General features: G+C 46.0%; 19 protein-coding genes, 1 tRNA gene and 1 pseudogene. 19 read left to right on the top strand and 2 right to left on the bottom strand.

What is annotated here, in order from left to right; genetic code table 11:
* Positions 1–2: 2 nt before the first annotated feature.
* On the bottom strand, positions 3–1,142 hold the full coding sequence (locus SOW26_RS08560; protein ID WP_320652244.1) for a DUF4317 domain-containing protein: 1,140 nt from the start codon (positions 1,140–1,142) through the stop codon (positions 3–5).
* Between the two features lie 237 nt (positions 1,143–1,379).
* Here SOW26_RS08560 and SOW26_RS08555 point away from each other — a divergent pair, with 237 nt between their 5' ends.
* From SOW26_RS08555 to SOW26_RS08495, 14 genes and pseudogenes are all read left to right on the top strand, one after another.
* Positions 1,380–2,237 carry an AraC family transcriptional regulator gene (locus SOW26_RS08555; protein WP_276959105.1) on the top strand — a complete coding sequence of 286 codons (858 nt, stop codon included), beginning with the start codon at positions 1,380–1,382 and terminating at the stop codon, positions 2,235–2,237.
* A gap of 229 nt (positions 2,238–2,466) precedes the next feature.
* Positions 2,467–3,801 (top strand): ABC transporter substrate-binding protein, encoded by a 1,335-nt coding sequence (locus tag SOW26_RS08550; RefSeq protein ID WP_276959103.1) that lies wholly within the window; start codon positions 2,467–2,469, stop codon positions 3,799–3,801.
* 56 nt (positions 3,802–3,857) lie between these two features.
* Positions 3,858–4,736, top strand: coding sequence for a carbohydrate ABC transporter permease (locus SOW26_RS08545; RefSeq protein ID WP_276959101.1), 879 nt, complete (start codon positions 3,858–3,860; stop codon positions 4,734–4,736).
* On the top strand, positions 4,736–5,569 hold the full coding sequence (locus SOW26_RS08540) for a carbohydrate ABC transporter permease (RefSeq protein WP_320652243.1): 834 nt from the start codon (positions 4,736–4,738) through the stop codon (positions 5,567–5,569). Before SOW26_RS08545 ends, SOW26_RS08540 begins: the two co-directional genes overlap by 1 nt.
* Positions 5,570–5,600: 31 nt before the next feature.
* Positions 5,601–6,704, top strand: coding sequence for a Gfo/Idh/MocA family protein (locus SOW26_RS08535; protein WP_320652242.1), 1,104 nt, complete (start codon positions 5,601–5,603; stop codon positions 6,702–6,704).
* A 131-nt stretch (positions 6,705–6,835) separates the two neighbouring features.
* On the top strand, positions 6,836–7,753 hold the full coding sequence (locus tag SOW26_RS08530; RefSeq protein WP_320652241.1) for a dihydrodipicolinate synthase family protein: 918 nt from the start codon (positions 6,836–6,838) through the stop codon (positions 7,751–7,753).
* A 50-nt stretch (positions 7,754–7,803) separates the two neighbouring features.
* A complete protein-coding gene (locus SOW26_RS08525) occupies positions 7,804–8,694 on the top strand; it encodes an ROK family protein (protein ID WP_320652240.1) in 891 nt (296 codons plus the stop codon).
* 125 nt (positions 8,695–8,819) lie between these two features.
* A pseudogene (locus SOW26_RS09745) lies at positions 8,820–9,257 on the top strand (NanQ anomerase/TabA/YiaL family protein); the annotation flags it as partial.
* Positions 9,258–9,287: 30 nt separating this feature from the next.
* Positions 9,288–9,980, top strand: coding sequence for an N-acetylmannosamine-6-phosphate 2-epimerase (locus SOW26_RS09740; RefSeq protein WP_418896399.1), 693 nt, complete (start codon positions 9,288–9,290; stop codon positions 9,978–9,980).
* 263 nt (positions 9,981–10,243) lie between these two features.
* A complete protein-coding gene (locus SOW26_RS08515) occupies positions 10,244–13,027 on the top strand; it encodes a translation factor GTPase family protein (RefSeq protein ID WP_320652238.1) in 2,784 nt (927 codons plus the stop codon).
* Between the two features lie 21 nt (positions 13,028–13,048).
* On the top strand, positions 13,049–13,825 hold the full coding sequence (locus SOW26_RS08510) for a GDSL-type esterase/lipase family protein (protein WP_320652237.1): 777 nt from the start codon (positions 13,049–13,051) through the stop codon (positions 13,823–13,825).
* Positions 13,826–13,827: 2 nt separating this feature from the next.
* Complete coding sequence (locus tag SOW26_RS08505; protein WP_320652236.1) at positions 13,828–14,352, top strand: DUF4358 domain-containing protein; 525 nt, start codon at positions 13,828–13,830, stop codon at positions 14,350–14,352.
* Positions 14,353–14,363: 11 nt separating this feature from the next.
* Entirely contained in the window at positions 14,364–15,770 is a 1,407-nt protein-coding gene (locus SOW26_RS08500; protein WP_320652235.1) for an MBOAT family O-acyltransferase, read from the top strand.
* A gap of 30 nt (positions 15,771–15,800) precedes the next feature.
* The gene (locus SOW26_RS08495) at positions 15,801–16,949 is read left to right on the top strand and encodes a DHHW family protein (RefSeq protein WP_154476484.1); all 1,149 of its coding nucleotides are present in this window, start codon (positions 15,801–15,803) and stop codon (positions 16,947–16,949) included.
* A 347-nt stretch (positions 16,950–17,296) separates the two neighbouring features.
* Here SOW26_RS08495 and SOW26_RS08490 read toward each other — a convergent pair.
* Positions 17,297–17,367, bottom strand: a tRNA-Gly gene (locus tag SOW26_RS08490).
* A gap of 350 nt (positions 17,368–17,717) precedes the next feature.
* Between SOW26_RS08490 and SOW26_RS08485 the strand changes: the two genes are divergently transcribed.
* From SOW26_RS08485 to htpG, 5 genes are all read left to right on the top strand, one after another.
* Entirely contained in the window at positions 17,718–19,220 is a 1,503-nt protein-coding gene (locus SOW26_RS08485) for a ClC family H(+)/Cl(-) exchange transporter (protein WP_154478819.1), read from the top strand.
* Between the two features lie 70 nt (positions 19,221–19,290).
* Positions 19,291–20,703 (top strand): amidophosphoribosyltransferase, encoded by a 1,413-nt coding sequence (locus SOW26_RS08480; RefSeq protein ID WP_154476482.1) that lies wholly within the window; start codon positions 19,291–19,293, stop codon positions 20,701–20,703.
* 10 nt (positions 20,704–20,713) lie between these two features.
* Entirely contained in the window at positions 20,714–21,418 is a 705-nt protein-coding gene (locus SOW26_RS08475; protein ID WP_154476480.1) for an ABC transporter ATP-binding protein, read from the top strand.
* A 9-nt stretch (positions 21,419–21,427) separates the two neighbouring features.
* On the top strand, positions 21,428–23,839 hold the full coding sequence (locus tag SOW26_RS08470) for an ABC transporter permease (protein WP_320652234.1): 2,412 nt from the start codon (positions 21,428–21,430) through the stop codon (positions 23,837–23,839).
* Positions 23,840–24,003: 164 nt separating this feature from the next.
* A complete protein-coding gene (gene htpG / locus SOW26_RS08465; RefSeq protein WP_320652233.1) occupies positions 24,004–26,043 on the top strand; it encodes a molecular chaperone HtpG in 2,040 nt (679 codons plus the stop codon).
* The last annotated feature ends 221 nt before the right edge of the window (positions 26,044–26,264 follow it).

Raw genomic sequence — 26,264 nt, 5'->3', positions numbered from 1 at the left:
TGTTACTCCAGACTGTTTTTAAAGACAGGCGCCGGCATTCCATTGACTTCCAGATAGTCCTCTACCGGGATCACCAGACAGTTTCGTCCGTCGATCTCCCGGACAGAGATCAGGTCGCTTCTGTCGGCAGGTACTTTCACAGATACTACCGAGGTTTCCACCTGAAAGTGCTTGGTGCCTGCGATATTGGAAGCCAGAAGAGTGCGGGACTCTCCTGCCATCTGATCAAATTCTTCTTCAAATGTGCGCAGAGATTCCTCCGACGCCCCTTCCTGCGCCAGCAGTTTTTTTACATCCGATCTGGAAAGCTCCAAAGGCTCCGGAGCGTCCTTGCTTTCCTCCAACATTTCCTGGATGGATTCATGGATGTTTCGGATGGCCTCATAGTGGCAGGCATCTCCCAGCGTATCGCTGACCAGCGCCTGGAAGGAGGTTTTTTGATCCATGGCACTCAAGGGGACGTTGCCGCCCAGCACATTCTGGATAAAAACCGGCTGGAGCTCTTCCAGTTTTTTTGTATAGTACAGGGCATGGTGCATATCACAGAGTCTGTCGGAGAAAGCAGGAAATAAAAAGCCTCCCACAGGAGCTTCCACAAACCAGTCCCGGATCCGTTCTTCGATCAGATCCGTCTCCGCATTATAGGTCAGTCCCGGTTTTGTCAGCTTTACAGGACAGATACTGCATAAAATGTGCTCGTACACATTGTCCGAAGCGTCAAACATCTGGGAGCCGTCGGAGGATTTTCCGGGAACATCATAGACGGCATGGATCAGGGTGATATAGTAATTTTCCGCAAACACATAATTTTCAATCACCTTATCAAAAAAGGAATGGACCAATTCCTCATCTTCCAGTCGGGAAGTACGAAGCTGGCAAAGAAGCTGATAGGCTTCGCCGGAGAGCTCAGATTCCAAGGGAAAATCTACGGACAACAGATGCTTTCCAAAAGTACCGGACAGGGTGTGCCTGAAAATATCAAAATATTTAAACGCTTCTTCCTCCGGGAGAGTCAGGAAGGTTTTGGACATCTGCGCCTTTTTTTCTTTTTCATAATCTACATAACAGCCGCAGATACGGGTAATGGAGCAGTTCTCCGGTGTAAACTGACGGCGGATTTCCAAGATTTCTTTTTTGTTCATACATGTAACCTCTCTTCTTTTAAGAATCAATATTGCCGAGAGGATCGCAGATCCTGCCGGCAGCGAGAATGCGTCTGCTTTCCGCATGGTGATGCCTTCTTAGTTTAGCATGGAATCTGTGAGGATAAAAGAGAATGTTTTCCATACAAAAATAACCAGAATTATGATAGTATGACTTTGTTAAACAGAAGAGATTAAAAACAAATACTTACTATGCTTAGAAAGTGAGAGATGGAAATGTCTGATTTTGATGATATAAAATTTTCTTTTTTATATATTGATTTATATAGTATGGGGAAAGAATGGTTTTATCCGGAATCAAAAGTCCCGTACAATATGCTGCGTTATATTGTACGGGGAGAAGCAGAGTTTTTTATAAACGGAGAAAAAATACATGTAAAACAAAATGATATTGTTTATATTCCATGGGGATGTAAAATGTCCTGCCGTGCGGTTTCCGGAAATTTTGAGTTTTACAGTGTCCGTTTTATTACTTCGGTATTCTGGGAAGATAAGGATGTTTTAAAAGAATATTATGGGCTTCAGAGAATTACCCAGGCGCAGGGAGAAGAAAAATATTTTGAAGAAATTTACAAATGGGTCAAAACAAAACATGTGGCGAAAAAGAGTTTTATTCGTGGATATCTGTATGTCTTGATCGCAAGTTTATCTGTCAGAGGAATTCCGGAGCATGTGGAAAGAAGAAGAGAGGATGCAAAAGAGTGTGATCTGGACAAGATTCTTTTGCGGGAATCAAAATGTAATAAGATGGATTCCAGAGTGAGAATTGTAACAGATTATATCATTCTGCACCCGGAAGAAAAATTTACACCTGAAAAGATGGCGAGGATGGTGGGGTTAAGCAAACAGCGTTTTAGCACACTTTTCAAAGATAATACCGGAAAATCTCCTATGGAATATGCGAAAGAGATTAAACTTACTACAGCCGCAAGAAAATTATTGGTCAGTACGGAAAGCATCAGCGAAATTGCCTATGATGTAGGATATGAAGATCCAAATTATTTCATTCGGGAGTTTAAAAAGGCGTTTGGTTATACGCCGAATCGTTATCGGGTAGGGGCAAAAGAATTTTAGATGAAAAAAATTACCGGACGTTATAATGTTCAAATTATATCGCCCGGTAATTTTTGTTTACGACCGATACCGCATAAGAGAAAAATCAAAAATGATGACTAAAATAAGCGTAAAATGCTATTTTTGCTACTTGAGTTAGTAGAAATGTATAAAAATAAAGAATATAATTGCAATATATTGCAAGATACGCACAAAAATGTGGGAGAGTGTTGAGAGAAAGGAGATTATTATGAAAAAGAAACTGGCAATGGTATTGACTGTAACAATGTTGGTGACTGCATTGTTTACAGGATGTGGGAAAGAAAAAGAAAAATCCGCATCTACGGAAGCATCGGGGGAATTGAGTGGAGATATTACGTTTTGGCATTCATTTACACAGGGGCCAAGACTTGAGACGATTCAAAAAGCGGCAGACGAATTTATGGAAGAGAATCCAAAGGTTAATATCAAAATAGAAACATTTTCATGGAATGATTTTTATACAAAGTGGACAACGGGACTTGCATCAGGAAATGTTCCGGATATGAGTACTGCATTGGTAGGTCAGGTGGCGGAAATGATCAATGCAGATGCGTTAATCCCGCTAAATGACCTGATTGACGATATAGGGAGAGATAAATTTGCAAAAAGCACATTAGCAGAATGTTCTGTTGATGGAAATAATTATGCGATACCTTTATACTCACACGCTATGGTAATGTGGATCCGGAAAGATCTTCTGGAAGCAAACAATTTAGAAGTTCCCAAGACTTGGGATGAACTTTATGAGGCAGCAAAAACGCTTACAAAGGACGGGGTTTATGGATTGTCCTTCCCGTGTGGGTCTAGTGACTTCCAAGCTACTAATTTTCTGAATTTCTATGTTCGTAGTGGAGGTGGAAGTCTTTTGACGGATGATTTAAAAGCTGACCTGACAAGCGATCTGGCGATTGAAGGAATAAATTACTGGTTAAAAGTGTACAATGAGTGTTCTCCGAAAGAGTCTGTTAATTATGATGTATTAGATCAGGCTACATTATATTATCAGGGGAAAACTGCATTTGATTTCAACAGTGGATTTCAAATTGGGGGTGTTGAAAAGAATTCTCCGGATCTCCTGCAGTATATTGACTGTTATCCGATTCCTACAATTGACGGATCAGAACAAAAGGGAATTACTACGTCAAATCAGCCAATGGTGATCTGGAAAAATTCCAAGCATCCGGAAATTTGTGCGGCATTTATGAGAAAACTGTATGAGGAAGACACATATGTTAAGTTTCTTCATGCACAGCCAGTAGGGATGCTTCCTGCAGTAAAAGGAATTGCAGATACAGAATCATACAAAGATAATGCAACCATACAGCAATTTTCTCACGCAGAAGAAGTAATTTCATCCCAAATTCCGGGAGGGACTGCAATTGGATTTGAACATGGTCCGAGTATACAGGCAGGAATTTTGACTAATCAGCATGTGATTGAAGAAATGTTCCAGGACATCATTACAAATGGCACAGACGTTAAAAAGGCAGCTAAAGCGGCGGAAGATAAATTGAATGCATTATTTGAAGCTGCACAGCAGTAAATGACAACAAGGGGGGGAAGCAATGCCTTCCTCCTCTTTCCAAAGGTGGTAGAAGAATGAAAAAAGACTATATAAGATGGCTGTTTGTGTTTCCTGCTGTGATTACAGTGATAGCACTGTTTGTTTATCCGATATGTTCAAGTATTTTCTATAGTTTTACTAATAAAAACCTGATTCGGTTAACATATGACTTTGTTGGAGTCAAAAACTATCAAGATATATTAGCAGATGCGAACTTTTGGAATTCTTTTTGGAATTCATTAAAATGGACGGTTCTTTCGTTATTGGGACAGTTACTTGTGGGGTTTACGGCAGCTTTGGCATTGAATCGAGTAAAACACTTAAAAGGGATGTATAAAACGCTGTTGATTATCCCGTGGGCTTTTCCGTCTATTGTAATCGCATTTTCCTGGAAATGGATTTTAAATGGTGTTTATGGTGTTTTGCCGAATATTCTAGTGGAGTGGGGAATGTGTGAAACACCTCCTCAGTTTTTGACAGAGAAGACAATGGCGTTTTTAATGCTTGTATTTATTAATATCTGGTTTGGTGCACCTATGATCATGGTGAATGTATTATCCGCTCTGCAGACTGTTCCGCAGGATCAGTATGAAGCAGCAGAAATTGATGGGGCACGCAGATGGCAGTCTTTTTTGTATATAACTCTACCTCACATTAAGATTGTAATGGGATTGCTGGTGGTCTTGAGAACAGTTTGGATATTTAATAATTTTGACTTTATTTACCTTATTACGGGAGGCGGTCCGGCCGGGGCGACGGAAACAGTTCCTGTATATGCATATAATATGGGATGGGGGACAAAGCTTTTAGGAAAATCATCTGCAGTCACGGTGATATTGTTCCTGTTCCTCATGACTGTATGTATTATGTATTTCAAAGTTATTGCATATTGGGAAAAGGAGGAGCGGAAATAATGAAAAAACGAGGTAAAAAAATTGGAGATATATTTTGCCATATTTACCTTTTGATGCTTACGGCAATTGCTATGTTTCCGCTTGTCTGGATTATCATATCATCCATTAAGGGAAAAGGTGAGTTGACAGGAAATCCAACAGGATTTTTGCCTAAAACAGTTACGTTTGACTATTTTAAGCATGTGATTTTTGACTTGAATTTTATCGACAATATAAAAAACAGTATACTCATAGCATTGACGACCACAGCAATAGCCATTGTTGTATCTGCTCTTGCAGCATATGGGATCGTGAGGTTTTTTCCGCGGTTGGGTGCAATTTTATCAAAAATTTTGGTGACAACCTATATTTTTCCTCCAATTCTTTTGGCAATTCCATATTCAATAGTGATGGCGAAACTGGGGTTGACAAATACGAGAATTGGACTGATCACCGTTTATCTATCATTTAGTATCCCTTATGCAGTATGGCTTCTTGTAGGGTTTTTTAAAACGGTACCTGTAGGAATTGAAGAAGCCGCTAAAATTGATGGAGCAAGTAAAATGATCGTCTTTAGGAAGGTTGTATTGCCACTTGTGATGCCAGGGATTGTCGCGACAGCAATTTACACATTCATCAACGCATGGAATGAGTTTTTGTATTCGCTGATTTTGATAAATGACACCAGTAAGATGACGGTTGCAGTGGCTTTGAGATCTCTGGACGGCTCTGAAATATTGGATTGGGGAGATATGATGGCAGCATCAGTTATTGTAGTGATACCGTCAATTATTTTCTTCTGTTTTATCCAAAACAAAATTGCGGGTGGATTATCAGAAGGATCAGTGAAATAAAAGGAAACGATAAGTAATGGAGGATAATAGAATGACGAATTATGGTGTGGTTGGAGTAGGATACTTTGGAGCAGAACTTGCCAGAATCATGAAAAAAAATGAAGGTGCGGCAGTAACGGTGGTTTACGACCCGGAAAATGGTGAAAAAATTGCAAAAGAATTAGGGTGTGCTGTTGCTTCAAGTTTAGATGAACTTGTATCAAGGGCTGATGTTGATTGTGTTATCGTTGCAACGCCGAATTATCTGCATAAAGAACCTGTTATGAAAGCGGCACAAAACGGAAAACATGTTTTTTGTGAAAAACCGATTGCATTAAATTACAAAGACTGTGATGAAATGGTCAGTGTATGCGAAGAAAATAATGTGATTTTTATGGCAGGGCATGTTATGAATTTTTTTAATGGTGTACGCCATGCAAAACAGCTGATTAAAGACGGAGCAATTGGAAAGGTGCTTTATTGCCACTCTGCCAGAAATGGATGGGAAGATGTTCAGTCGTCTGTTTCTTGGAAAAAAATCCGCGAAAAGTCAGGCGGGCATTTATATCACCACATTCACGAACTTGATTGTGTTCAATTTATTATGGGAGAAACGCCAGAAACAGTGTACATGAATGCGGATAATGTTGCACACAAGGGAGAAGCATTTGGAGATGAGGATGATATGCTTTTTATCAACATGAAATTTTCTGATCACAGATATGCAGTATTGGAATGGGGATCCGCATTTCATTGGCCAGAGCACTATCTGCTTATTCAAGGAACTGAGGGAGCTATTAAACTGAACATGTATGACGCAGGGGGAACACTAAAGGTGGACGGAAAAGAAACACACTTTCTTCTCCATGAAACACAGGAAGAAGATGATGATCGCACGCGTATTTATCATAGTACAGAGATGGATGGAGCAATTCAGTATGGAAATCCCGACAAGATTCCACCGTTATGGTTACAGGGAATTATGGTGAATGAGATGAAATACCTAAATGACATAATGCACGGAATGGAAGCAAGTGATGAATTTAAGCCACTGTTGACGGGAGAAGCGGCACGAGCTGCGATCGCGACGGCGGATGCTTGTACAAAATCGCGTTACGAAGGAAGAGTCGTAAAAGTAAGTGAAATTACAGGCTGATAAGTGTATGCGTGTAGAAGGACTTCGCTTGAAAACTATTTTGAAATAGAGATCATATTCTATGAAGGACTTACCGACAGAGAATCAGGAAAAAAGGTTTTTGATAAGTACAGAATAAAAAGGGGAAGCTTATGAAAGATTTGAGGAAATATAAAGGCATTATCCCGGCATTTTATGCCTGCTACGATGAAGAAGGAAATGTAAGCAGGGAACGAACTGAAAAATTTGCGGAGTATCTGATCAATAAAGGCATCAGGGGACTATATGTTTGTGGTTCGTCGGGAGAGTGTATTTACCAAAGTAAAGAAGAAAGAAAGAAAACCCTTGAAAGTGTAATGAAGGTTGCAAAAGGAAGAATTACAGTTATCGCACATGTGGGATGCAACAACACAGCAGACAGTGCCGAACTGGCTGCGCATGCGGAAAAAGTCGGTGTGGATGCAATCGCTTCGATTCCACCCATCTATTTTCACCTTCCGGATTATGCAATAGAAGATTATTGGAATGAAATCAGTGCCGCTGCACCGAATACAGATTTTATTATCTATAACATTCCGCAGCTGGCAGGTGTTGCATTAAGTACATCTTTGTACAAAAAAATGAGAGAAAATCCGAGAGTGATCGGTGTTAAAAATTCATCTATGCCAGTGCAGGATATCCAGATGTTTAAGGAAATCGGAGGAGAAAACAGTGTAATCTTTAATGGCCCTGACGAACAATTTGTGGGGGGGAGGGTTATGGGAGCCGATGCGGGTATCGGGGGTACTTATGCGGTTATGCCAGAGCTGTACCTTGCAGCAGAAGAAGAGGTTCAAAACGGAAACCTCCAAAGGGCACAGGAAATACAGTATAGAATCGACAGGATTATTTACGCAATGTGTGCATGTTACGGAAATCTCTATGCAGTCATGAAAGAAATTCTAAGAGCACAGGGGATGGATATTGGAGGCGTCAGAAAACCGCTTCCGGATATCATTGAGGATGATAGGCATCAGATAGAAGTATGCGTGAAAATGATAAAAGAGGCAATAGACAGTTTGAATAAATAACAAAAGGAGGTTCCAATACAACAGGGAGCCTCCCTTTAAGGTGTGACAAAATGAAAGAATATATTTGCATAGATATTGGGGGAACCACGATCAAGTATGGGATTATAAATGAAAAAGGAAAGTTTCTCAAAGCAGAAGAATGCAGTACGGAAGCACATCTTGGAGGACCTCATATCTTAAAAAAAGTGATTGCATTAGTGGAACAATTAAAAGCAGAGTGCAATGGTGAAGGAATATGCATTTCTACGGCAGGGGTTGTAGATTGCAAGCATGGAGTTATTACGCACGCTGCTCCGCTGATTCCAGATTATGCAGGAACAAAGATTAAAAAAGCCATTGAGCAGAGTTGTAGGCTTCCGTGTGAAGTGGAAAATGATGTGAACTGCGCAGGGTTGGCAGAATGCTATTCGGGGGCCTCTAAAGGCACTTATGTCAGTGTATGCCTTACGATAGGAACAGGAATTGGCGGAGCATTGATCATTGACAGGCGGGTGTTCCATGGGTTTTCAGGAAGTGCCTGTGAGGTAGGATATATGCATTTGCCGGGGGGAGCATTTCAGGATCAGGGAGCAAGTAGCGTATTGACAAAAAGAGTAGCCGCCATGAAACATATTCCTGTTTGTGGCGTGAATGGGAAATATGTGTTTGATCAGGCAAAAAGCGGAGATAGGGATTGCATAAAAGCCATCGAAGAAATGACGGATATATTAGGAATGGGAATTGCGAATATTTGTTATATGGTTAATCCTGAAATGGTAGTTCTTGGAGGCGGGATTATGGCACAAAAAGAATACTTAGAACCGTTGATATTAAAAAGTGTAAATAGTCACTTGATCAGATCCGTTGCCAGGCATACCAAAATTGCATTTGCCAAGAATGGAAATCGAGCAGGGATGTTGGGGGCATATTATCATTTTGTTTCCTGTCGGCAGTTGGTTTGACAAGAGAAAATAGATGCGTATCGGAAAAAATAAGGGGGCTTCTCGAATGTGAATGATAAATAAAGAGGAAAATAACAGAGAAGCTCTCCAAAGGAAAAGTATTGTAAAAACAAGAGGTGACAAGTATGATTTTTGATTCTATTTGCAACTATAAAAATTACATAGGGTATCCGGAGTTATACGAAGTACTTTGTTTTTTGGCAAAGCTGAAGGAGGGAGAATCCGTGGAGGCAAATACTGTACTGGCGCCGGATCGGATTTCCTGTAATCCTATTGTATTTATGTCGAAACCGGAGAACGAGTGTAGATACGAAGCTCATCAGAAATATATAGACATACACTATATCGTAAAAGGAACAGAAGGCATCGCGACAGCAGATGTAAATACTCTGGATGTAGATATTCCTTTTGACAGTGTGAAGGATATTGGATTTTATACTGGGAAAGAAAGCGGGAGATATTATCTGAAAAAGGGAGACTTTATGGTTTGCTATCCCAATGATGCGCATAAAGTGGGAATGATGTTGAAAGAGCCGCAGCAGATCGAAAAAATTGTTGTCAAAATCAAAGTGGATGTAGGGGCAAAAAAAAAGATGGACAAGCGGGACATTCTGGAGGCAATTCGGGGAAAATTGATAGTGTCATGTCAGGCATTGCCACATGAGCCATTACATTCTCCCTATATCATGGGAAGAATGGCGCAGGCTGCAAAGGAAGGAGGAGCCTGTGGCATTCGTGCCAATACAAAAGAAGATATTACGGAGATAAAAGCCCGTACTGGATTACCAATTATAGGGATTGTTAAGAGGGAATATGAAAACTGTAAAGTCTATATTACTCCAACGATAGATGAGATAGATGAACTTATGGAAGTACAGCCAGAGATTATAGCAGTTGATGCAACAGACACCATACGTCCGAATGGAAGGACACTGGAGGTGTTTTTCCATGAGGTAAAGAAGCGATATCCGGATCAGCTGTTTATGGCCGACTGTTCCACTGTAGAGGAAGCATTTTATGCGGATGCTCTTGGTTTTGACTTTGTCGGGACAACGTTGGTAGGATATACAGAACAGAGTGCAGGAGTAAAGATTGAGCATAATGATTTTGAATTTATCAGAAAGATTTTGAGCAAAGTAAAGCACCCGGTTATAGCGGAGGGCAATATCGACACTCCGGAAAAGGCCAAAAGAGTTATAGAGCTAGGATGTTACAGTGCGGTGGTAGGAAGTATCATCACCCGCCCACAGCTGATAACAAAAAAATTTACAGAAATACTTTGTTAAATAATGTTAGGTGTTTTGTCAAGAAGTTCTTCCGGTTGTGAAAGATAAAAGTTTGCCGGAGCATTCATGAATATGTTCCCTTCAATTTCAAATTTGGAGTTGAGGGGATTTTTTATACAGAATGACATATCTCACGAAATGTATTGTGATAAACAATATAGAAATGAACTGTGATGCCTTGTAGAGGAATGGTTTATCGACTTGCCTGTTTTTTTGTGATATGATAATCACTGTAATCAGAGCGTGTGGAAAGGAGCATTTTCATGGGGAATAATACATCCAAAAGTCATGAAAAAAGCGCGGAAAAAGAGCTGTCAAAACGTATTTGCGCAGGGATTTTAGCCCATGTGGATGCAGGAAAGACGACGCTGGCAGAGGCCCTGCTGTACCAGGCGGGAGCTTTGAGGAAGCTGGGGCGGGTAGATGAGAAAAATTCCTTTCTGGACACATTTGCGTTGGAGCGAAGGCGCGGGATCACGATTTTTTCAAAGGAAGCGCGGATCGAGGAAGGAGATACGCAGATCATCCTTCTGGACACACCGGGTCATGTGGACTTTGCGGCAGAAATGGAACGGGTGCTGCAGGTGATAGACTTCGGGATCCTGGTGATCAACGGAACGGATGGCGTACAGGCTCATACCAGAACCCTCTGGCGCCTTCTGGAACTTTATCAGGTGCCGGTGTTCATCTTTGTCAATAAAATGGATCTTCCGGGCGTTGACCGGGAACAGCTGCAAAGACAGCTAAACGGGGAATTGCAGGAAGGATGCATAGATTTCCAAAAGGAAGAAGATAAATTGTGGGAAGAGGCAGCCACCTGTGACGAGGAGGCGCTGGAAGAATACCTGGAAACGGGACGACTGGAAACGGAGACGATCAGGAGGCTGATCGGAAGCAGAAAACTCATTCCCTGTTACTTTGGTTCTGCCTTAAAACTCTGGCAGACAGAAGCGTTCCTGAAAGGAATCTTCACATATGGCCAGACAAAAGACTGGTCACAAACGAAGAAAGAGAAAAAAGAGAAGGTCGGGGAAAAGAAAGGAACAGGAGGATCCCGACAAAAAGAGACAGAGATTCCGCAGAAGGAAGGCTTTGGAGCAAAAATCTTTAAGATCACAAGAGATGACAGAGGCAGTCGGGTCACTCATGTACGGATCACAGGAGGCCGGATCGGACTTCGGGAATCGATCCCCTACAGGGATGAAGAAGGAACTCTTTACACAGAAAAAATCCATCAGATCCGTATTTATTCGGGAGACAGATATACCTGCCAGGAGGAAGCAATGGCCGGAGAAATTTGCGGGATCACGGGACTTAGCCATACCAGAGCCGGAGAAGGCCTGGGCTGGGAGGAAGGAAAAGGACGCCCTCTTTTGGAGCCGGTGCTGAAATACCGGGTGGAAGCGGAAGAAACGACAGACGTACACGAAGTGCTGCAGGCATTTCAAAAGCTGGAAGAAGAGGATCCGATGCTGAAGGTGGAGTGGTGCAGAAAGACGCAGGAGATGTATGTCCGCCTGATGGGGGAAGTGCAGGTGGAGATCCTGCAGGCATGGATACAGGAAAAGTACGGCTTGCGTGTACGATTTTCAAAAGGGAGCATCCTCTACAAGGAAACCATAGCAGATACGGTGGTGGGAAGAGGTCATTTTGAACCGCTGAAGCATTATGCAGAGGTACATCTGAAACTGGAACCGCTTCCCAGAGGAAGCGGAGTGGAGATAAAGAGAGACTGTGATACGAATGTGCTGGAGGAGCACTGGCAAAAGCTGGTGGTAGCAGCTCTCAAAGAAGAAGGGATCAAAGGAGTGCTGACGGGGGCGGAGGTAACGGATATCCGTATTACCCTGATAGCCGGCCGGGCACATATCCGGCATACAGAGGGCGGAGACTTCAGGGAGGCTGCAAGACGGGCCCTGCGCCAAGGACTTTTAAAAGCAAGATCGGTACTTCTGGAGCCCTATTACAGCGTGTGGATACAGGCGCCTTCCGAGAATGCAGGAAAGCTCCTGACCGATTTGGATCGAAGAGGCGCCAGACTTTTTCCGCTGGAGCAGGCAGGAGAAACGGTGCTGATCCGGGGAGAGGCGCCGGTGTCAGCTCTGGAGCAGTACGCTAGAGAAGTGGCGGCGTTTACCGGTGGGAGAGGAAGCTGTTCTCTGACGGTGGAAGGATACGGAACCTGTCAGGAGCCGCAGCAGGTCATAGAAATGGCAGGATATTCTCCGGAAGAGGACAAGGAATGGCCGGCAGGGTCGATTTTCTGTTGTCAGGGATCCGGGATTTCGGTATCATGGAAGGAAGCAGAAGAGCGGATGCACGTTCATACAGACGAAGGCAGACAAAAACCGGAGGAAGATACCGGTACGGGCGTAAGGACTGGAAGGAGTGTTTCCGGAAATCGGGAGATCACCCAGGAGGAAATGGAAGAGATTTTACTTCGCACCTATGGAAGAGTCGGTGGAAAAGAAAGGCGGAAGCAGACGGTTTCCGCAGGAAACCACGCTACTTCCCGGGAACCGGTGCAGGAATACCTTCTGGTGGATGGATACAACGTGATCTTTGCCTGGAAAGAATTGAAGGAACTGGCGCAGGAAGATATCAGTGCGGCAAGATGGAGGCTTTTGGATGTACTAAGTGATTACCAGGGATACCGGGGGATTCCGGTCATCGCCGTATTTGATGCCTACAAGGTGGAGGGAAACCCGACAAAAGTAGAAAAATACCACAATGTTTTTGTAGTTTATACCAAAGAGGCAGAGACGGCGGATCAGTATATTGAAAAAACGGTGCATCGGATGGGAAGGAAGCATCATGTGACTGTGGTGACGTCCGATTGGGTAGAACAGGTGATCATCCAGGGGCAGGGAGGAACGCTTCTTTCTTCCCGGGAATTCCTGGAAGAGATTCTTCGTATCAAAAAAGAGGGCCTGGCATATCAAAAGAGCAGACCGGAAGGAAAAACCTATCTGTTTGATGGGGTGGAAGAATCTCTGGCAGGTCAGGTAGAGGAAGTGCGCTTGGGGAAAAAAGAGCGGATCGATTAGAAAAAGAGGGGAGGAAACGCTGTGGAGGGCAGGAAAAGGACCGGGGGCAAAGCGGGGATCAAAAGAAAATATCAGGTTCTGACCGTGTTTGTACTTCTGGGGATCCTGGCGCTTTTGGGGATGGGGATCAGGCTTCTGCTCCCACAGAAAGAGGATGTGTCGGAGGGGAGAAAGCTCCTTCAAAAGCTGGAAAAAAGAGATCTTTTAAAAACGGAAGACGCTGTCCGGAAGGTGCGGCAGGAGCAGCTGCAGGAGGAAGGTGCGGCAGCGCAGCGAGATTACCGGGAGGCCTTTTCGGGGTGTGTCATTATGGGAGATTCGGTAGCGTCCGGATTTTCTACCTACAACGTTCTGGACAGTACGAATGTGGTGGCAGAAGTAGGAACCGGACTGACCTCTTACGACAAGCAGCTGGAAACCGTCACAGAGCTGAAGCCCAGGTGTGTATTTCTTTATTATGGGTTTAATGATGTGGGGCATGTGCACGGAGACGTGGAACTGTTCAGACAGGAATACGCAGATTTTATCATACAACTAAGGCAGGCGCTTCCGGAATCGGAGATTTTTGTGAACGGACTGTTTCCGGTACTGTCTCTGGATGTGGTGGAAAATGAAGCCTATAAGGATCTACAGCCCTACAATGAAGCGATCCGAAGCATGTGCAAAGAACAGGGAGTCTCCTTTTTGGATAACGAGGGACTGGCACAGGAAACAGATTATGCAGAAGACGGGTACCACTTTGAAATAGAATTTTATCCCAAATGGCTGCAGCAGATGGTGGAAGGGGCAGGACTATAAAGATGGAACAATATTCAGTGAAGCACATGCTGCAGCAGCAGGGAAACCGAAAAGAGAGAGTCCTTGTAAAAGGCTTAAAATACGCAGTGATACTGGGGATCGCCGTGTATGTAGGTTTCCTGCTGCACTATGTGGGAGGGAGCGACCAGAAATTTTCCAAAGTAAGGGAAGAAATGGAACAGGTAGTGGACACGCGGAGGTTGAAAAACGCAGGAGAGCAGGGCTTAAAGCGGTATTATGGTTTAAACGGCACAGATTATGAAGGCGTTCTTTGCTATGTGGCAACCACCAGTATGTCCGCACAGGAGCTTCTGGTTATCAAGGTGAAAGAGGAGTCCCAGGTGCAGGAGGTAGAGACGGCCATTGAGAGACGACTGGCAGATCGGAAAAATGATTTCGCAGGGTATGCCCCTAAACAGGTGGAATTGCTGGAGCATGCAGAGATCAGCATCCGGGGAACCTATATTTTTCTGGCTGTGTCGCCGAAAGCTTCTGGTTATCGGGATACTTTTTCAAAAAGTCTTTAAGGAGGAAGGGCATGTTATTTAGCAGTGTGACATTCTTGTTCGTATTTTTTCCGATAACGTTGCTGGCTTATGCCATTGCTCCCAAGCGTCTGAAAAATGTGGTGCTGTTGCTGGCCAGCCTGGTTTTTTATGCATGGGGAGAACCTGTCTATATCGGGCTGATGCTGTTGTCCATCTTGTTGAATTACATCTGTGGAAGGGATATCTATCTGGCCAAAGAGGCGGGAGGATCCGGAAAGCGGGAGCTGGGCTTTGCACTGGCTGCAAATCTGGCGCTGCTGGGATTTTTCAAGTATTCCGGCTTTTTTGCAGGGATATGGAACCAGATTTCTCCGGTTCCTCTTCCTTACAGGAAACTCGCGCTTCCCATAGGGATTTCCTTTTACACCTTTCAGGCGATCTCCTATCTCATTGACATTTACCGGGGAGAAGTAAAGCCGCAGAAGCATGTGATGAATTTTGCCCTGTACATTTCCATGTTTCCCCAGTTGATCGCAGGGCCTATCGTCCGTTACATCGACATAGACAAGCAGCTTGCCCAGAGAAAGGAATCTCTGGAAAAGTTTGGGGCAGGAGCCAGGTATTTCATTATTGGGCTGGGGAAGAAAGTGATTCTTGCAAATGGGATCGGCGCAGTCTTCGACATGATCCATGGCAGCTTCTTGCAGGAGGGAACCGCCTATGTGCTGACGGCATGGATAGGGGCGGTGGCCTATGCACTTCAGATTTATTTTGATTTCAGCGGATACTCGGACATGGCCATAGGGCTTGGAAAAATGTTTGGCTTTGACTTTCGGAGAAATTTTCATTATCCCTATACGTCCAGAAGCATTACCGAGTTCTGGCGAAGATGGCATATTTCTTTGGGAACCTGGTTCCGGGAATATGTGTACATTCCTCTGGGAGGCAACAAAAAAGGCGGAAAACGGCAGATCATCAATCTTCTGATCGTGTGGACGTTGACAGGGTTCTGGCACGGGGCGGCCTGGAACTTTCTATTCTGGGGACTGTATTACGGAGTGTTTTTGATCCTGGAAAAATTTGTGTGGGGCAACGCGCTGGAAAGAGGCCCCGGATGGATGCAAAGGATCTATACGCTGGCAGTGGTACTGATAGGCTGGGTGTTCTTTTTCAGTGACAGCCTGCAGGGAGCTATCCGCTATATCGGGATCCTGTTTGGAGTGGGAAGTAAAGGCGCACTGGATAGTATGAGTGTCTATTATCTGGCATCCAATTGGCTGCTTTTTCTGTGCTGTATCATCGGAAGCACACCGGCGGCAGTCTGGCTGCTGAACAGTGACAAGTATGAGGGAAATCCCCGATGGATGGCGCTGTCTTTGTATGCCGGGATATTTTTGGTGGCATTGTCCTGCCTGGTATCCAGTACATTTAATCCATTTTTGTATTTTAGATTTTAACTGTTTGTGCAAGGAAAAGGGATCAAAGCAATGAAAAGGGGAAATAAACGAGTAGGCATCATTTTTTTGACAGTAATACTGGCGCTGGCAGTGCTGGGGCCTGTGATCCGGGATAAAAAGATCTCGGAGGAAGAAAACCGGACGCTGGCACAAAGACCGGAGCTGACCTTCCACGGCGTGTTGTCGGGAAATTTTATGAAAAAGTACGAAGCATATGTATCCGATCAGTTTGTGGGGCGAAGTGTCTGGAGAATTTTTCACGCCTCCTTAAAGCGAATCGGCGGAAACCGGGAAGAAAACGGGGTCTATCTGGGAAAAAACGGACAGTTGCTGGAAAAAATAGAACCGCCGAAAAAAGAGTATGTAGAGAATACCGTCCGGGGAATGAATGATTTTCAGGGCAGATATCCGGAGGTGACGATGCGCATGATGCTGGTGCCGGATGCGGGAGAGATCCTGCAGGAGAAGCTGCCGCCTCTGGTGCGTCAGGCCAGCCAGACAGATATGATCGAAGGCGTCCGGGAAGAACTGTCTCCGGGGATCCGCTGGGTGGAGGCACAGCGGGTGATGGAGGATCACAAGGAGGAGAACATCTATTATAAAACGGACCATCACTGGACCGGTACGGGCGTTTTTTATGCTTTTTTGGAATATGGGAAAGAGGCGGAGCTGCCTTTGGATGAAAGTGCCTACAAGAAATATCCGGTAACGACGCAGTTTAATGGAGCTCTTTCCAAGACCAGCGGGTTCAGAAGGGGAGAAAAGGAAAAGATAGAGCTGTATCTTCCCAAGGAAGACCATACAAAGTATGTTGTCAGTTATGTGGAAAATCAGAAAAAACGGACCTCTCTCTATGACGAAAAGCAGTTGGATACCCAGAACGGATATCAGGTTTTCCAGGGAGGGAATTATTCCTTGCTGGACATTAGAACCGATGTGAAAAATACCAGGAGACTGCTTTTGGTAAAGGATTCGTTTGCCAACAGCTTTGTCCCGTTTCTGACGCCTTTTTACCAGGAGATTGTCATGGTGGACCCCAGATACTATGCGGGAAATGCGGATGAACTGATGGACACCTACGGAATCAATGAGGTGCTGTTTTTGTACAGCGGCAATACTTTTTTTCAGGACAACAACATCGGCGGATTCTTAAAACCTGTGGAATCCGGGAGTTCTTAGGAAAAAGAAGAGGGAACGCAAGGAATTCTTAAGAGGCACTTAAGGAATTTTCGATTTCTTTTAGAAAAGGAACATACTTTAGACATATTTCTTTTCTATAATGAACTCAGATAGTTGAAGAACACATCAACTATCATCCCCCTCACAAAAGTGAACACCGGAAGTGAAACACGGTGTAGCACTTTACTCTCATTCCTTTAGATAACGATAATAACAACGAAGCCCGCGAGCCGTATGGCAAGCGGGTTTTCGCTGTGCAAAAAAGGAAATTTTGAAACCTAAAAAGGCCGAACCTTTTTTACATCAAAGATTCGGTCCTCTATAAAGAGCTGCATTGCAATAAAATAAGCGGGTGATGGGAATCGAACCCACGTATCTAGCTTGGAAGGCTAGTGTTCTACCATTGAACTACACCCGCATGAAATATTATTTTCAACAAAAGGTATAGTATCATTCCAGGAAGAAAAAAGCAAGCAAAATTTGAAAAAAGTAAAAAAATCAAAAGGGAAGCCTCTCAAACAGGGAAGATACGATTGAAGGAGAAGACCTGTATCCGGCGAAAGGTGTTTTGAAGGTTCCGTAACCGGAGAGGAAAGTCAGACAGAAAACGGGAAAAGAAATGAGATTTGGCGGTCCCATTCGTTGACAAGCCACGTGGCTGGTTTATAATAGAAGGCAGGGAGGACGTGTGAAGTGGTGAGAGAGAGAGGAAAGAAAAAGAGTATTGAACACACAGTGAGACGACAGCAGCGGTTTCCGGCGATCCTTATGGGAGAAGGGATACTGGTGGGGATCGCAGCGGGAGTCGTAGTATTGCTTTATCGATTGTGTCTGGAACAGGCGGGAGAGTGGCTTTTCAGGATCGTTTCCTTCATAAAAGGAAAGCCTCTCTATGTTATCGCATGGTTTCTGGCACTTTTTTTTCTGGCAGTACTTGCGGGAAAGCTGGTGGCTCTGGAGCCGATGGCTTCCGGAAGCGGGATCCCGCAGGTCGAAGGAGAGATGCAAGGATCCATCAATCAGACCTGGTATCGGGTCCTTTGGACCAAATTTCTCGGGGGAAGCCTTTGCATGCTGGGCGGACTGGCGCTGGGACGAGAAGGACCGTCCATCCAGCTGGGAGCTATGGCAGGGAAGGGTGTGGCAAAAGGACTGGATGTGGGAAAGACGGAAGAAAAATTCCTTCTGACCTGCGGGGCAAGCGCCGGGCTCTCGGCGGCCTTCCATGCTCCCCTGGCAGGCGTGATGTTTTCTCTGGAAGAAATCCATAAGAATTTTTCTGTTTCTGTGCTGCTGTCGGTCATGACGGCATCGCTGACGGCAGATTTTTTGTGTTCTTCCATCCTGGGAGTCCATTCTGTTTTCCGGTTTCAGGTGACACGAGCCATTCCTCTGGAAAATTACTGGCTGCTCCTGCTCCTGGGGATCGTGCTGGGCGCGGGAGGAGTCCTGTATAACCACGGAACGCTGAAGGTACAGGAGTGGTATGGGAGAACCCTGAAGACGCCGGTAAAAAAAATGCTGCTTCCGTTTTTGCTGTCCGGACTTCTGGCGCTTTGGGTACCGGAACTATTAGGAAGCGGGCAAAAATTGATCGACAGCCTGGCCGGAGGAGGATTGACGGTGGGAGTCATGCTGCTGTTTTTGGTGGGCAGGTTCCTTTTTTCTACCTTCAGCTTTGGATCCGGCGCTCCGGGAGGAATCTTTTTTCCGCTGCTGGTGCTGGGGGCTTTGTTGGGAGGCGCGTTTGGAACCATCTGTCATCAGCTTCTGGGGCTGGATGGCAGCTACATCAGCAATTTCATTATCCTTGCCATGGCAGGCTATTTCACAGCCATTGTAAGAGCCCCTTTGACAGGGATCATTTTGATTTTTGAAATGACAGGCTCTATGAGCCAGCTACTGTCTCTGGCGGTAGTTTCTGTGGCAGCTTATGTGACGGCGGAACTTTTAGGATCCAAGCCGATCTACGAAAGCCTTCTGGAACGGATAGTGAAGGGCCGGACGAAAGCGCCGGCGGAGGAAGGAGAAAAGCTGCTGACCCAGTTTGTGGTGGAGCAGGGAGGCGCAATGGAAGGAAAACAGGTGGCAGAGGTTCCCTGGCCGGATAACTGCCTGCTGATTTCCATAAAGAGAGGAACAGAGGAGATCATCCCCAAGGGCAAGACCAGACTGGTAACAGGCGATCTGATCGTTACCATGTGCGACGAAAGGGATGCTCCCTGGATCCGGACGCAGATGGAAGCACTGAACCGGGTGAACTTCCATTAGACACCGCTTTGGTGTTTGTGATAAAATCGGGAAAGAAACAACAGAATAAGACGAGGAAAAGGAGAACAAAATGGGCGGTTTTTTTGGAGTAGCTTCAAAAAAGGATTGTGTGTTGGAATTGTTTTACGGAGTAGACTATCATTCTCACCTGGGAACCAGAAGAGGCGGGATGGCAACGTTTGGGAAACAGGGATTTGAAAGAGCGATCCACAACATAGAGAATTCCCCCTTTCGGACAAAGTTTGACAAAGATGTAGGGGAAATGCAGGGAAATCTGGGGATCGGCTGTATTTCGGATTTTGAGCCGCAGCCTCTGCTGATCCGTTCCCACCTGGGAAGCTTTGCCATCACGACGGTAGGAAAGATCAACAACACGGAAGAACTGCTGGATATGACCTACAGCCAGGGGCACACCCATTTTCAGGAAATGAGTACAGGGCAGGTAAATGCCACAGAACTGGTAGCTTCTCTTATCTGCAAGCAGGCCAGTATTGCGGAGGGGATCCGCTATGCGCAGGATGTGATAGACGGATCCATGACGATGCTGGTCATGACGGAAAAAGGACTCTATGCGGCGAGGGATAAAAAAGGAAGAACGCCTTTGGTGATCGGCTGTAAGGAAGACGCCTACTGTGTTTCTTTTGAAAGCTTCGCCTACATCAATCTGGGATACCGGGACTACAAAGAGCTGAAGCCGGCGGAGATCGCCTTTATCACGCCGGAGGGCGTGGAAACGGTGGGAGAGCCTTCGGAAGAAATGAAGATCTGCTCCTTCCTCTGGGTGTATTATGGGTATCCCACCTCTTCCTATGAAGGGATCAATGTAGAAGAAATGCGTTACAAATGTGGAAGCATGCTGGCAAAGCGGGACGGGAATCAGGTGGAGCCTGATGTGATCGCGGGCGTGCCGGATTCGGGAGTGGCACATGCGATCGGATATTCCAATGAAGCGGGCATTCCCTACGCAAGGCCCTTCATCAAATACACCCCTACCTGGCCGCGCTCTTTCATGCCGACTACTCAAAACCAGAGAAATCTCATCGCCCGTATGAAACTGATCCCGGTACAGGCACTGATCGAGCACAAAAAGCTGCTGCTGATCGACGATTCCATTGTAAGGGGAACTCAGCTTCGGGAAACGACAGAGTTTCTTTACAGAAGCGGAGCAAAGGAGGTACACGTAAGACCGGCCTGTCCTCCGCTGCTGTACGGCTGCAAATATCTGAATTTTTCCAGATCCAAATCAGAGATGGATCTTATCACCAGGAGGGTGATCCTGGAAAAAGAAGGAGGAGAATGCTCGCCGGAGGTGTTGGAAGAGTACGCAAAGCCGGGCAGCTGCCGCTATGAGCAGATGATCGAGGAAATACGAAAGCAGCAGAATTTTACCACATTAAGATACCACAGGCTGGATGATCTGGTAGAATCCATCGGTCTTCCTGCCTGCAAGCTGTGTACCTACTGTTTTAACGGAAAAGAGTAGAGGGAAGAGAATGAACGGATTTGTAGAACTGAAGCAGGTAAAAAAGATATACCACATGGGAGAGATCGAGATCGCCGCTGCCGACGGGATCGATTTTCAGATCGATCAGGGAGAGTTTGCCGTGATCGTGGGACCCAGCGGAGCGGGAAAGACGACGGTGCTGAATATTTTGGGCGGCATGGATACTGCGACTTCCGGAAGCGTGCTGGTGGATGGAAGGGATATTGCTCTTTGCACGCCAAAAGAGCTGATCTTTTACCGCAGGGAAGAAATCGGCTTTGTCTTTCAGTTCTACAATCTGATCCCAAATCTGACGGCCAAAGAAAATGTGGAACTGGCGCTGCAGATTTGTAAGGATCCGATGGATGCGGACCTTGTGTTGGAGGAAGTGGGACTGAAGGATCGGAAGGACAATTTTCCGGCACAGCTTTCCGGGGGAGAGCAGCAGAGGGTATCCATCGCCAGGGCGCTGGCCAAAAATCCCAAGCTGCTCCTGTGTGATGAACCTACGGGAGCACTGGACTATCACACAGGAAAGGCCATTTTGAAGCTGCTGCAGGACACCTGCAGGCAAAAAAATATGACGGTAGTGCTAATTACCCACAATCTTGCTATCGCACCTATGGCAGACAGGGTGATTCAGGTAAAAAACGGAAAGGTGGCTTCCGTTCAGAAAAACTCCGCTCCTATTTCGGTGGAGGACATTGAGTGGTAGGGGAAGGATATGAAACGTCTGGCAACAAGAAAAGATTTTTTCAGAGAACTGTATAAAAGCAGAGGGCGGTTTTTGTCTATTTTGTTTATCGTGGCGCTGGGAGTGGCCTTCTTTTCCGGACTGCGTTCGGCGAAGCCTTCCATGCAGATCACCGGCGACGCTTATTTTGATGCCCGGAATCTGATGGATCTGGAGATCGTTCATCCGGAAGGGATTTCCGGGGATCTGATAGGAGAAATAGAAAAGATTCAGGGAGTGAAGCAGGCAAAAGGCGGCTACAGCGCTGATTTTCTCAGCAAAAAAGGAAAAGAGCAGCTGACCGTGCGGGTAACGGCGCTAAATGACGCGTTCAACAAGCCGGAGGTAACAACGGGACGTCTTCCCGAAAACCGGTGGGAATGTCTGGCAGATGCGAAGCTGGGATACCGGATCGGAGATAAGATCCAACTGGAATCCGGCAGTCAGCTCCCTTTGGAGACGATGCTGAAAGAAACGGAAGTGACGGTAACGGGAATCGGAAGCAGCCCCTGCTATATTTCCGCAGAAAGGGGCAGCACGGGGATCGGCTCCGGCAGTCTGGACGGTTTTCTCCTGGTTCCGGAAGAAACCTTTGCATTGTCGTCCTACACGCAGGCGTATGTGGAAGTAGACCGGGCCAGAGAAGAAGTGGCGTATACAAAAGGCTATCAGAAGCTGGTGGCGGCAGTGAAAACGAAGATCAAGGAGCAGATGGAGCCAAAGGAGGGAACGTGGTATGTACAGGATCGCACCTCCCTTCCGGAGTATGACGGATTTGGGGACAACGCCCGGAGGATGGGAGCTATCGGTCAGGTGTTCCCCGCGATTTTCTTTCTGGTGGCGGCACTGATCAGTCTGACGGGGATGACCCGTATGGTGGAGGAACAGAGGATCTCTATCGGAACCATGAAGGCGCTTGGATACGGGGAATTTCAGATTTCCGCCAAGTACTGGGGGTATGCCCTGTGCGCCACAGTGACCGGAAGCGTACTGGGCGTTCTGGCAGGCGAAAAATTTTTCCCATATATCATCATCTATTCTTACAGGATTCTTTACCCGCAGATGGGGAAGATCCTGGTACCGTACCATTGGGGATACGGGATCCATGCAGCGGGAACGGCGCTTGTCTGTACGTTGGGGGCAACGGCCCTGGCTTGTCACAAGGAGCTGCGGGAGCAGCCGGCACAGCTCATGCGGCCGGAAGCACCGAAAAATGGAACCAGGATCTTTCTGGAACGGATCCGGATCCTGTGGTCGCATATGAATTTTACATGGAAGTCTACGGTCCGAAATCTGTTTCGGTATAAAAAACGGTTTTTTATGACGGTGGCAGGGATCGGAGGCTGTATGGGGCTGATGCTGGTGGGATTTGGGCTGCGGGATTCTATTGTAGAGGTAGCAGACGTGCAGTACGAAGAACTGCAGACCTACGACGGAAGTCTGTATTTTGCGGAAAATACCTCAGCAGAAGACAGAGAGGCATTTCTGGAAAAAATGAAACAGGAAAAGGAAGTGAAGTCCTGTTTTGAGGCTTCTGTCCGCAAGGTGACTCTGAAGCTGTCCGGAAAGCAGGTGGAAACCTATCTGATGGTGCTGCCAAAGGAGCAGTACCGGGATGCCTTTTCCCTGCGAAACAGGAAAACGAAACAATCCTACGATCTCAGGAAAGGGGCGGTTCTGACGGAGAAGGCGTCGGCGCTGCTGAAGTGGGAAAAGGATAAAACACTGCTGCTTAAAGATCAGAAGCATGCGGATAAGCGGCTGAAGATCGAGAGGATTGCGGAAAATTACATGGGGCATTTTCTTTATATGGATGAAGCGACCTATCAAGAACTGTACAAAGAGGCGCCGGTTTACAACAGCATCCTGTTTACCGTCAAGGATTCTGTCTCGGAAAGTCAGATCACAAAGCTGGGGGAAACCTGGCTGAAAAATCGGCAGGTGCAGGGGATCTCCTATATGAATGCGGTGGAAGAAAGACTCCAGGATATGATCGGCAGTCTGAATCTGGTGATGGGCGTGCTGATCATGGCGGCAGGAGCCTTAAGCTTTGTCGTCCTGTACAACCTGAATACCATTAATATTACAGAAAGACAGAGAGAGCTGGCAACCTTAAAGGTTCTGGGCTTTTATGACCGGGAGGTGTCCGCTTATGTCTATCGGGAGAATGTGATCCTGACACTGTTTGGAACGGTATTCGGAGCAGGCGTGGGAACGGTTCTGCATCAGTTTATGATCCGGACCGTGGAAACAGATGACGCCATGTTTGGCAGACTGATCCAACCCAGCAGCTATTTGTACAGCTTTTTGCTGACTATCTTATTTTCGCTGCTGGTGAACCTGGTCATGTACTGGAAGCTGAAACAGATCAACATGGTGGAATCTCTGAAAAGTGTGGAATAGAGGAACAGAAGCTCCAAAGAGAAAACAAAAAGAAGAGAAGGGAAGCCGCGCAGGATCTGAAAAAGAAAAATCAGCACTCTAATGAGGTGAGTGCTGATTTTTGGTTGACTTTTAAAAATGAGTGTATTATCATACTGGTGAGACTAAAAAAGAGGAGTGATTTTATGACAATAAAAAAAGGAAACCTGTCCATCAGCAGTGAGAATATTTTCCCTATCATTAAGAAATGGGTATATTCTGACCATGATATTTTTGTAAGAGAACTGATCTCCAACGGCTGCGACGCCATCACCAAGCTGAAGAAGCTGGATATGATGGGAGAGTACCGGCTGGCGGACGATTATCGTCCGAAGATCAAAGTCCTGGTAAGCCCGGAGAATAAGACGCTGAAATTTCTGGATAACGGACTTGGCATGACGGCGGAAGAGGTGGAGGAATACATTACCCAGATCGCTTTTTCCGGCGCAACAGAGTTTCTGGAAAAATACAAGGACAAGACGACAGAGGATGACATGATCGGCCACTTTGGACTGGGATTTTATTCGGCATTTATGGTGGCGGATGAGGTGGAGATCCATACCCGTTCCTACCGGGAGAATGCAGCGCCGGTTCTTTGGAAAAGCACCGGCGGTACCGAGTATGAAATGGGAGAAGGTACCAGAGAAGAAACGGGGACGCAGATCACGCTGTACCTGAATGAGGACAGCCTGGAATTTGCCAACGAATACCGTATGCGGGAAGTGATCGAAAAATACTGTTCCTTCATGCCGGTAGAGATCTTCCTGGAAAAAGAAGGGGCGGATCCGGAATACGAAGTGATCGATGCGGAGGAAGAAAAAGAAACAGATACTGTCATCGAACGGATACAGGAGGAAGCCAAGACAGAGGAGCAGGAGGACGAGAACGGAGAAAAGAAGCTGGTGGAAGTGTCGCCGGCAAAAAATCAGGTAAAGATCGTAAAAAGACCGGTCTCCCTGAGTGATACGGCTCCCTTGTGGGGAAAACACCCCAATGAATGCAGCGAAGAAGACTATCTGAATTTCTACAGGAAGGTCTTTTTGGACTACAAAGAGCCGCTGTTCCATATCCATCTGAATATGGATTATCCCTTTAACCTGAAAGGGATCCTCTATTTCCCAAGGATCAACACAGAGTATGATTCCATCGAAGGGATGATCAAGCTGTACAACAACCAGGTGTTTATCGCGGACAATATCAAAGAAGTGATCCCGGAATTTTTAAGAGTCCTGAAGGGAGTCATCGACTGTCCGGATCTGCCTTTGAACGTATCCAGAAGCGCTCTGCAAAACGATGGGTTTGTAAATAAGATCGCGGACTACATTACCAAAAAGGTGGCGGATAAGCTGACGGGGATGTGTAAGACCAAACGGGAAGACTATGAGAAGTACTGGGATAATATCAGTCCCTTCATTAAGTTTGGCTGTCTGAAGGATGAAAAATTCAGTGACAAGATGAAAGATGCCATCCTGTTTAAAAATCTGGAAGGAAACTATCTGACACTGAAGGAGCTGGTGGAAGCCCTGGGAGGCGATCCGCAGAAACTGGAAAAAGAAGTAGAAGAGCCCAAGGAAGGGGAGGAGACAGAAAAATTCTCCATTTCCTATGTGACAGATGAGATCCAGCAGAGCCAGTATATCCAGATGTTTAAGAGCCAGGGAAAGGATGCCGTCCTCTTTGGCCACAACATAGATACGCCTTTTGTAACACAGCTGGAACAGAGAGTTCCGTGGCTGTCTTTCCAGAGGATCGATGCGGAAGTGGCAGGCGATTTCAAGGAAACCATAGAAGAAGACGAAAAAGAAAGCTTTGCAAAGCTGTCTGAAAAGCTGAAAGAGATCTTCCGGAAAGAGCTGGGAAAAGAACAGCTGGACGTACAGGTGGAACGGCTGAAGGATGAAAAGACAGCGTCTGTTATGGTGCTGTCCGAACAAAGCCGCCGTATGCAGGAAATGATGAAGATGTACGGGATGGCAGATCTGGGGATGGGCCAGGAGGGCTCGTTGATCCTGAACGCCAACCATCCGCTGGTGCAGTATGTGTCCAAAGAAGAGGGAGAGCACACGACGCTGATCTGCAGGCAGCTGTATGACCTGGCGGCCATGGCGCATAAGCCGTTGTCTCCGGAAGAAATGACTGCTTTCGTGCAGAGGAGCAACGAGATCCTGCTGCTTTTGACACAGTAAAAAAAGGCGAGCCTCCGGGATATCGGCAGCAAACCATCCAGGAAATCACGAAACGATAAAAAAATAAAATCCCCCTCTTCTTTTCCGGAAAGGTCTTTAAAAGACCAGACAGGAGAAGAAGAGGGGGATTTTTGCAGGTGCGGGATGCAGGAGCATCTGGAATTTACCCCCGGAGGGAATCATGAGATAACCGGCTGGGAAACGTTTGATCCTTCGCCGAT

It is taken from the genome of Suipraeoptans intestinalis (genome assembly GCF_034091795.1).
GTDB lineage: Bacteria > Bacillota > Clostridia > Lachnospirales > Lachnospiraceae > Suipraeoptans > Suipraeoptans intestinalis.
Note: the sequence above shows the minus strand (reverse complement) of the source record. Positions and strands in the feature narration are given on the sequence as shown.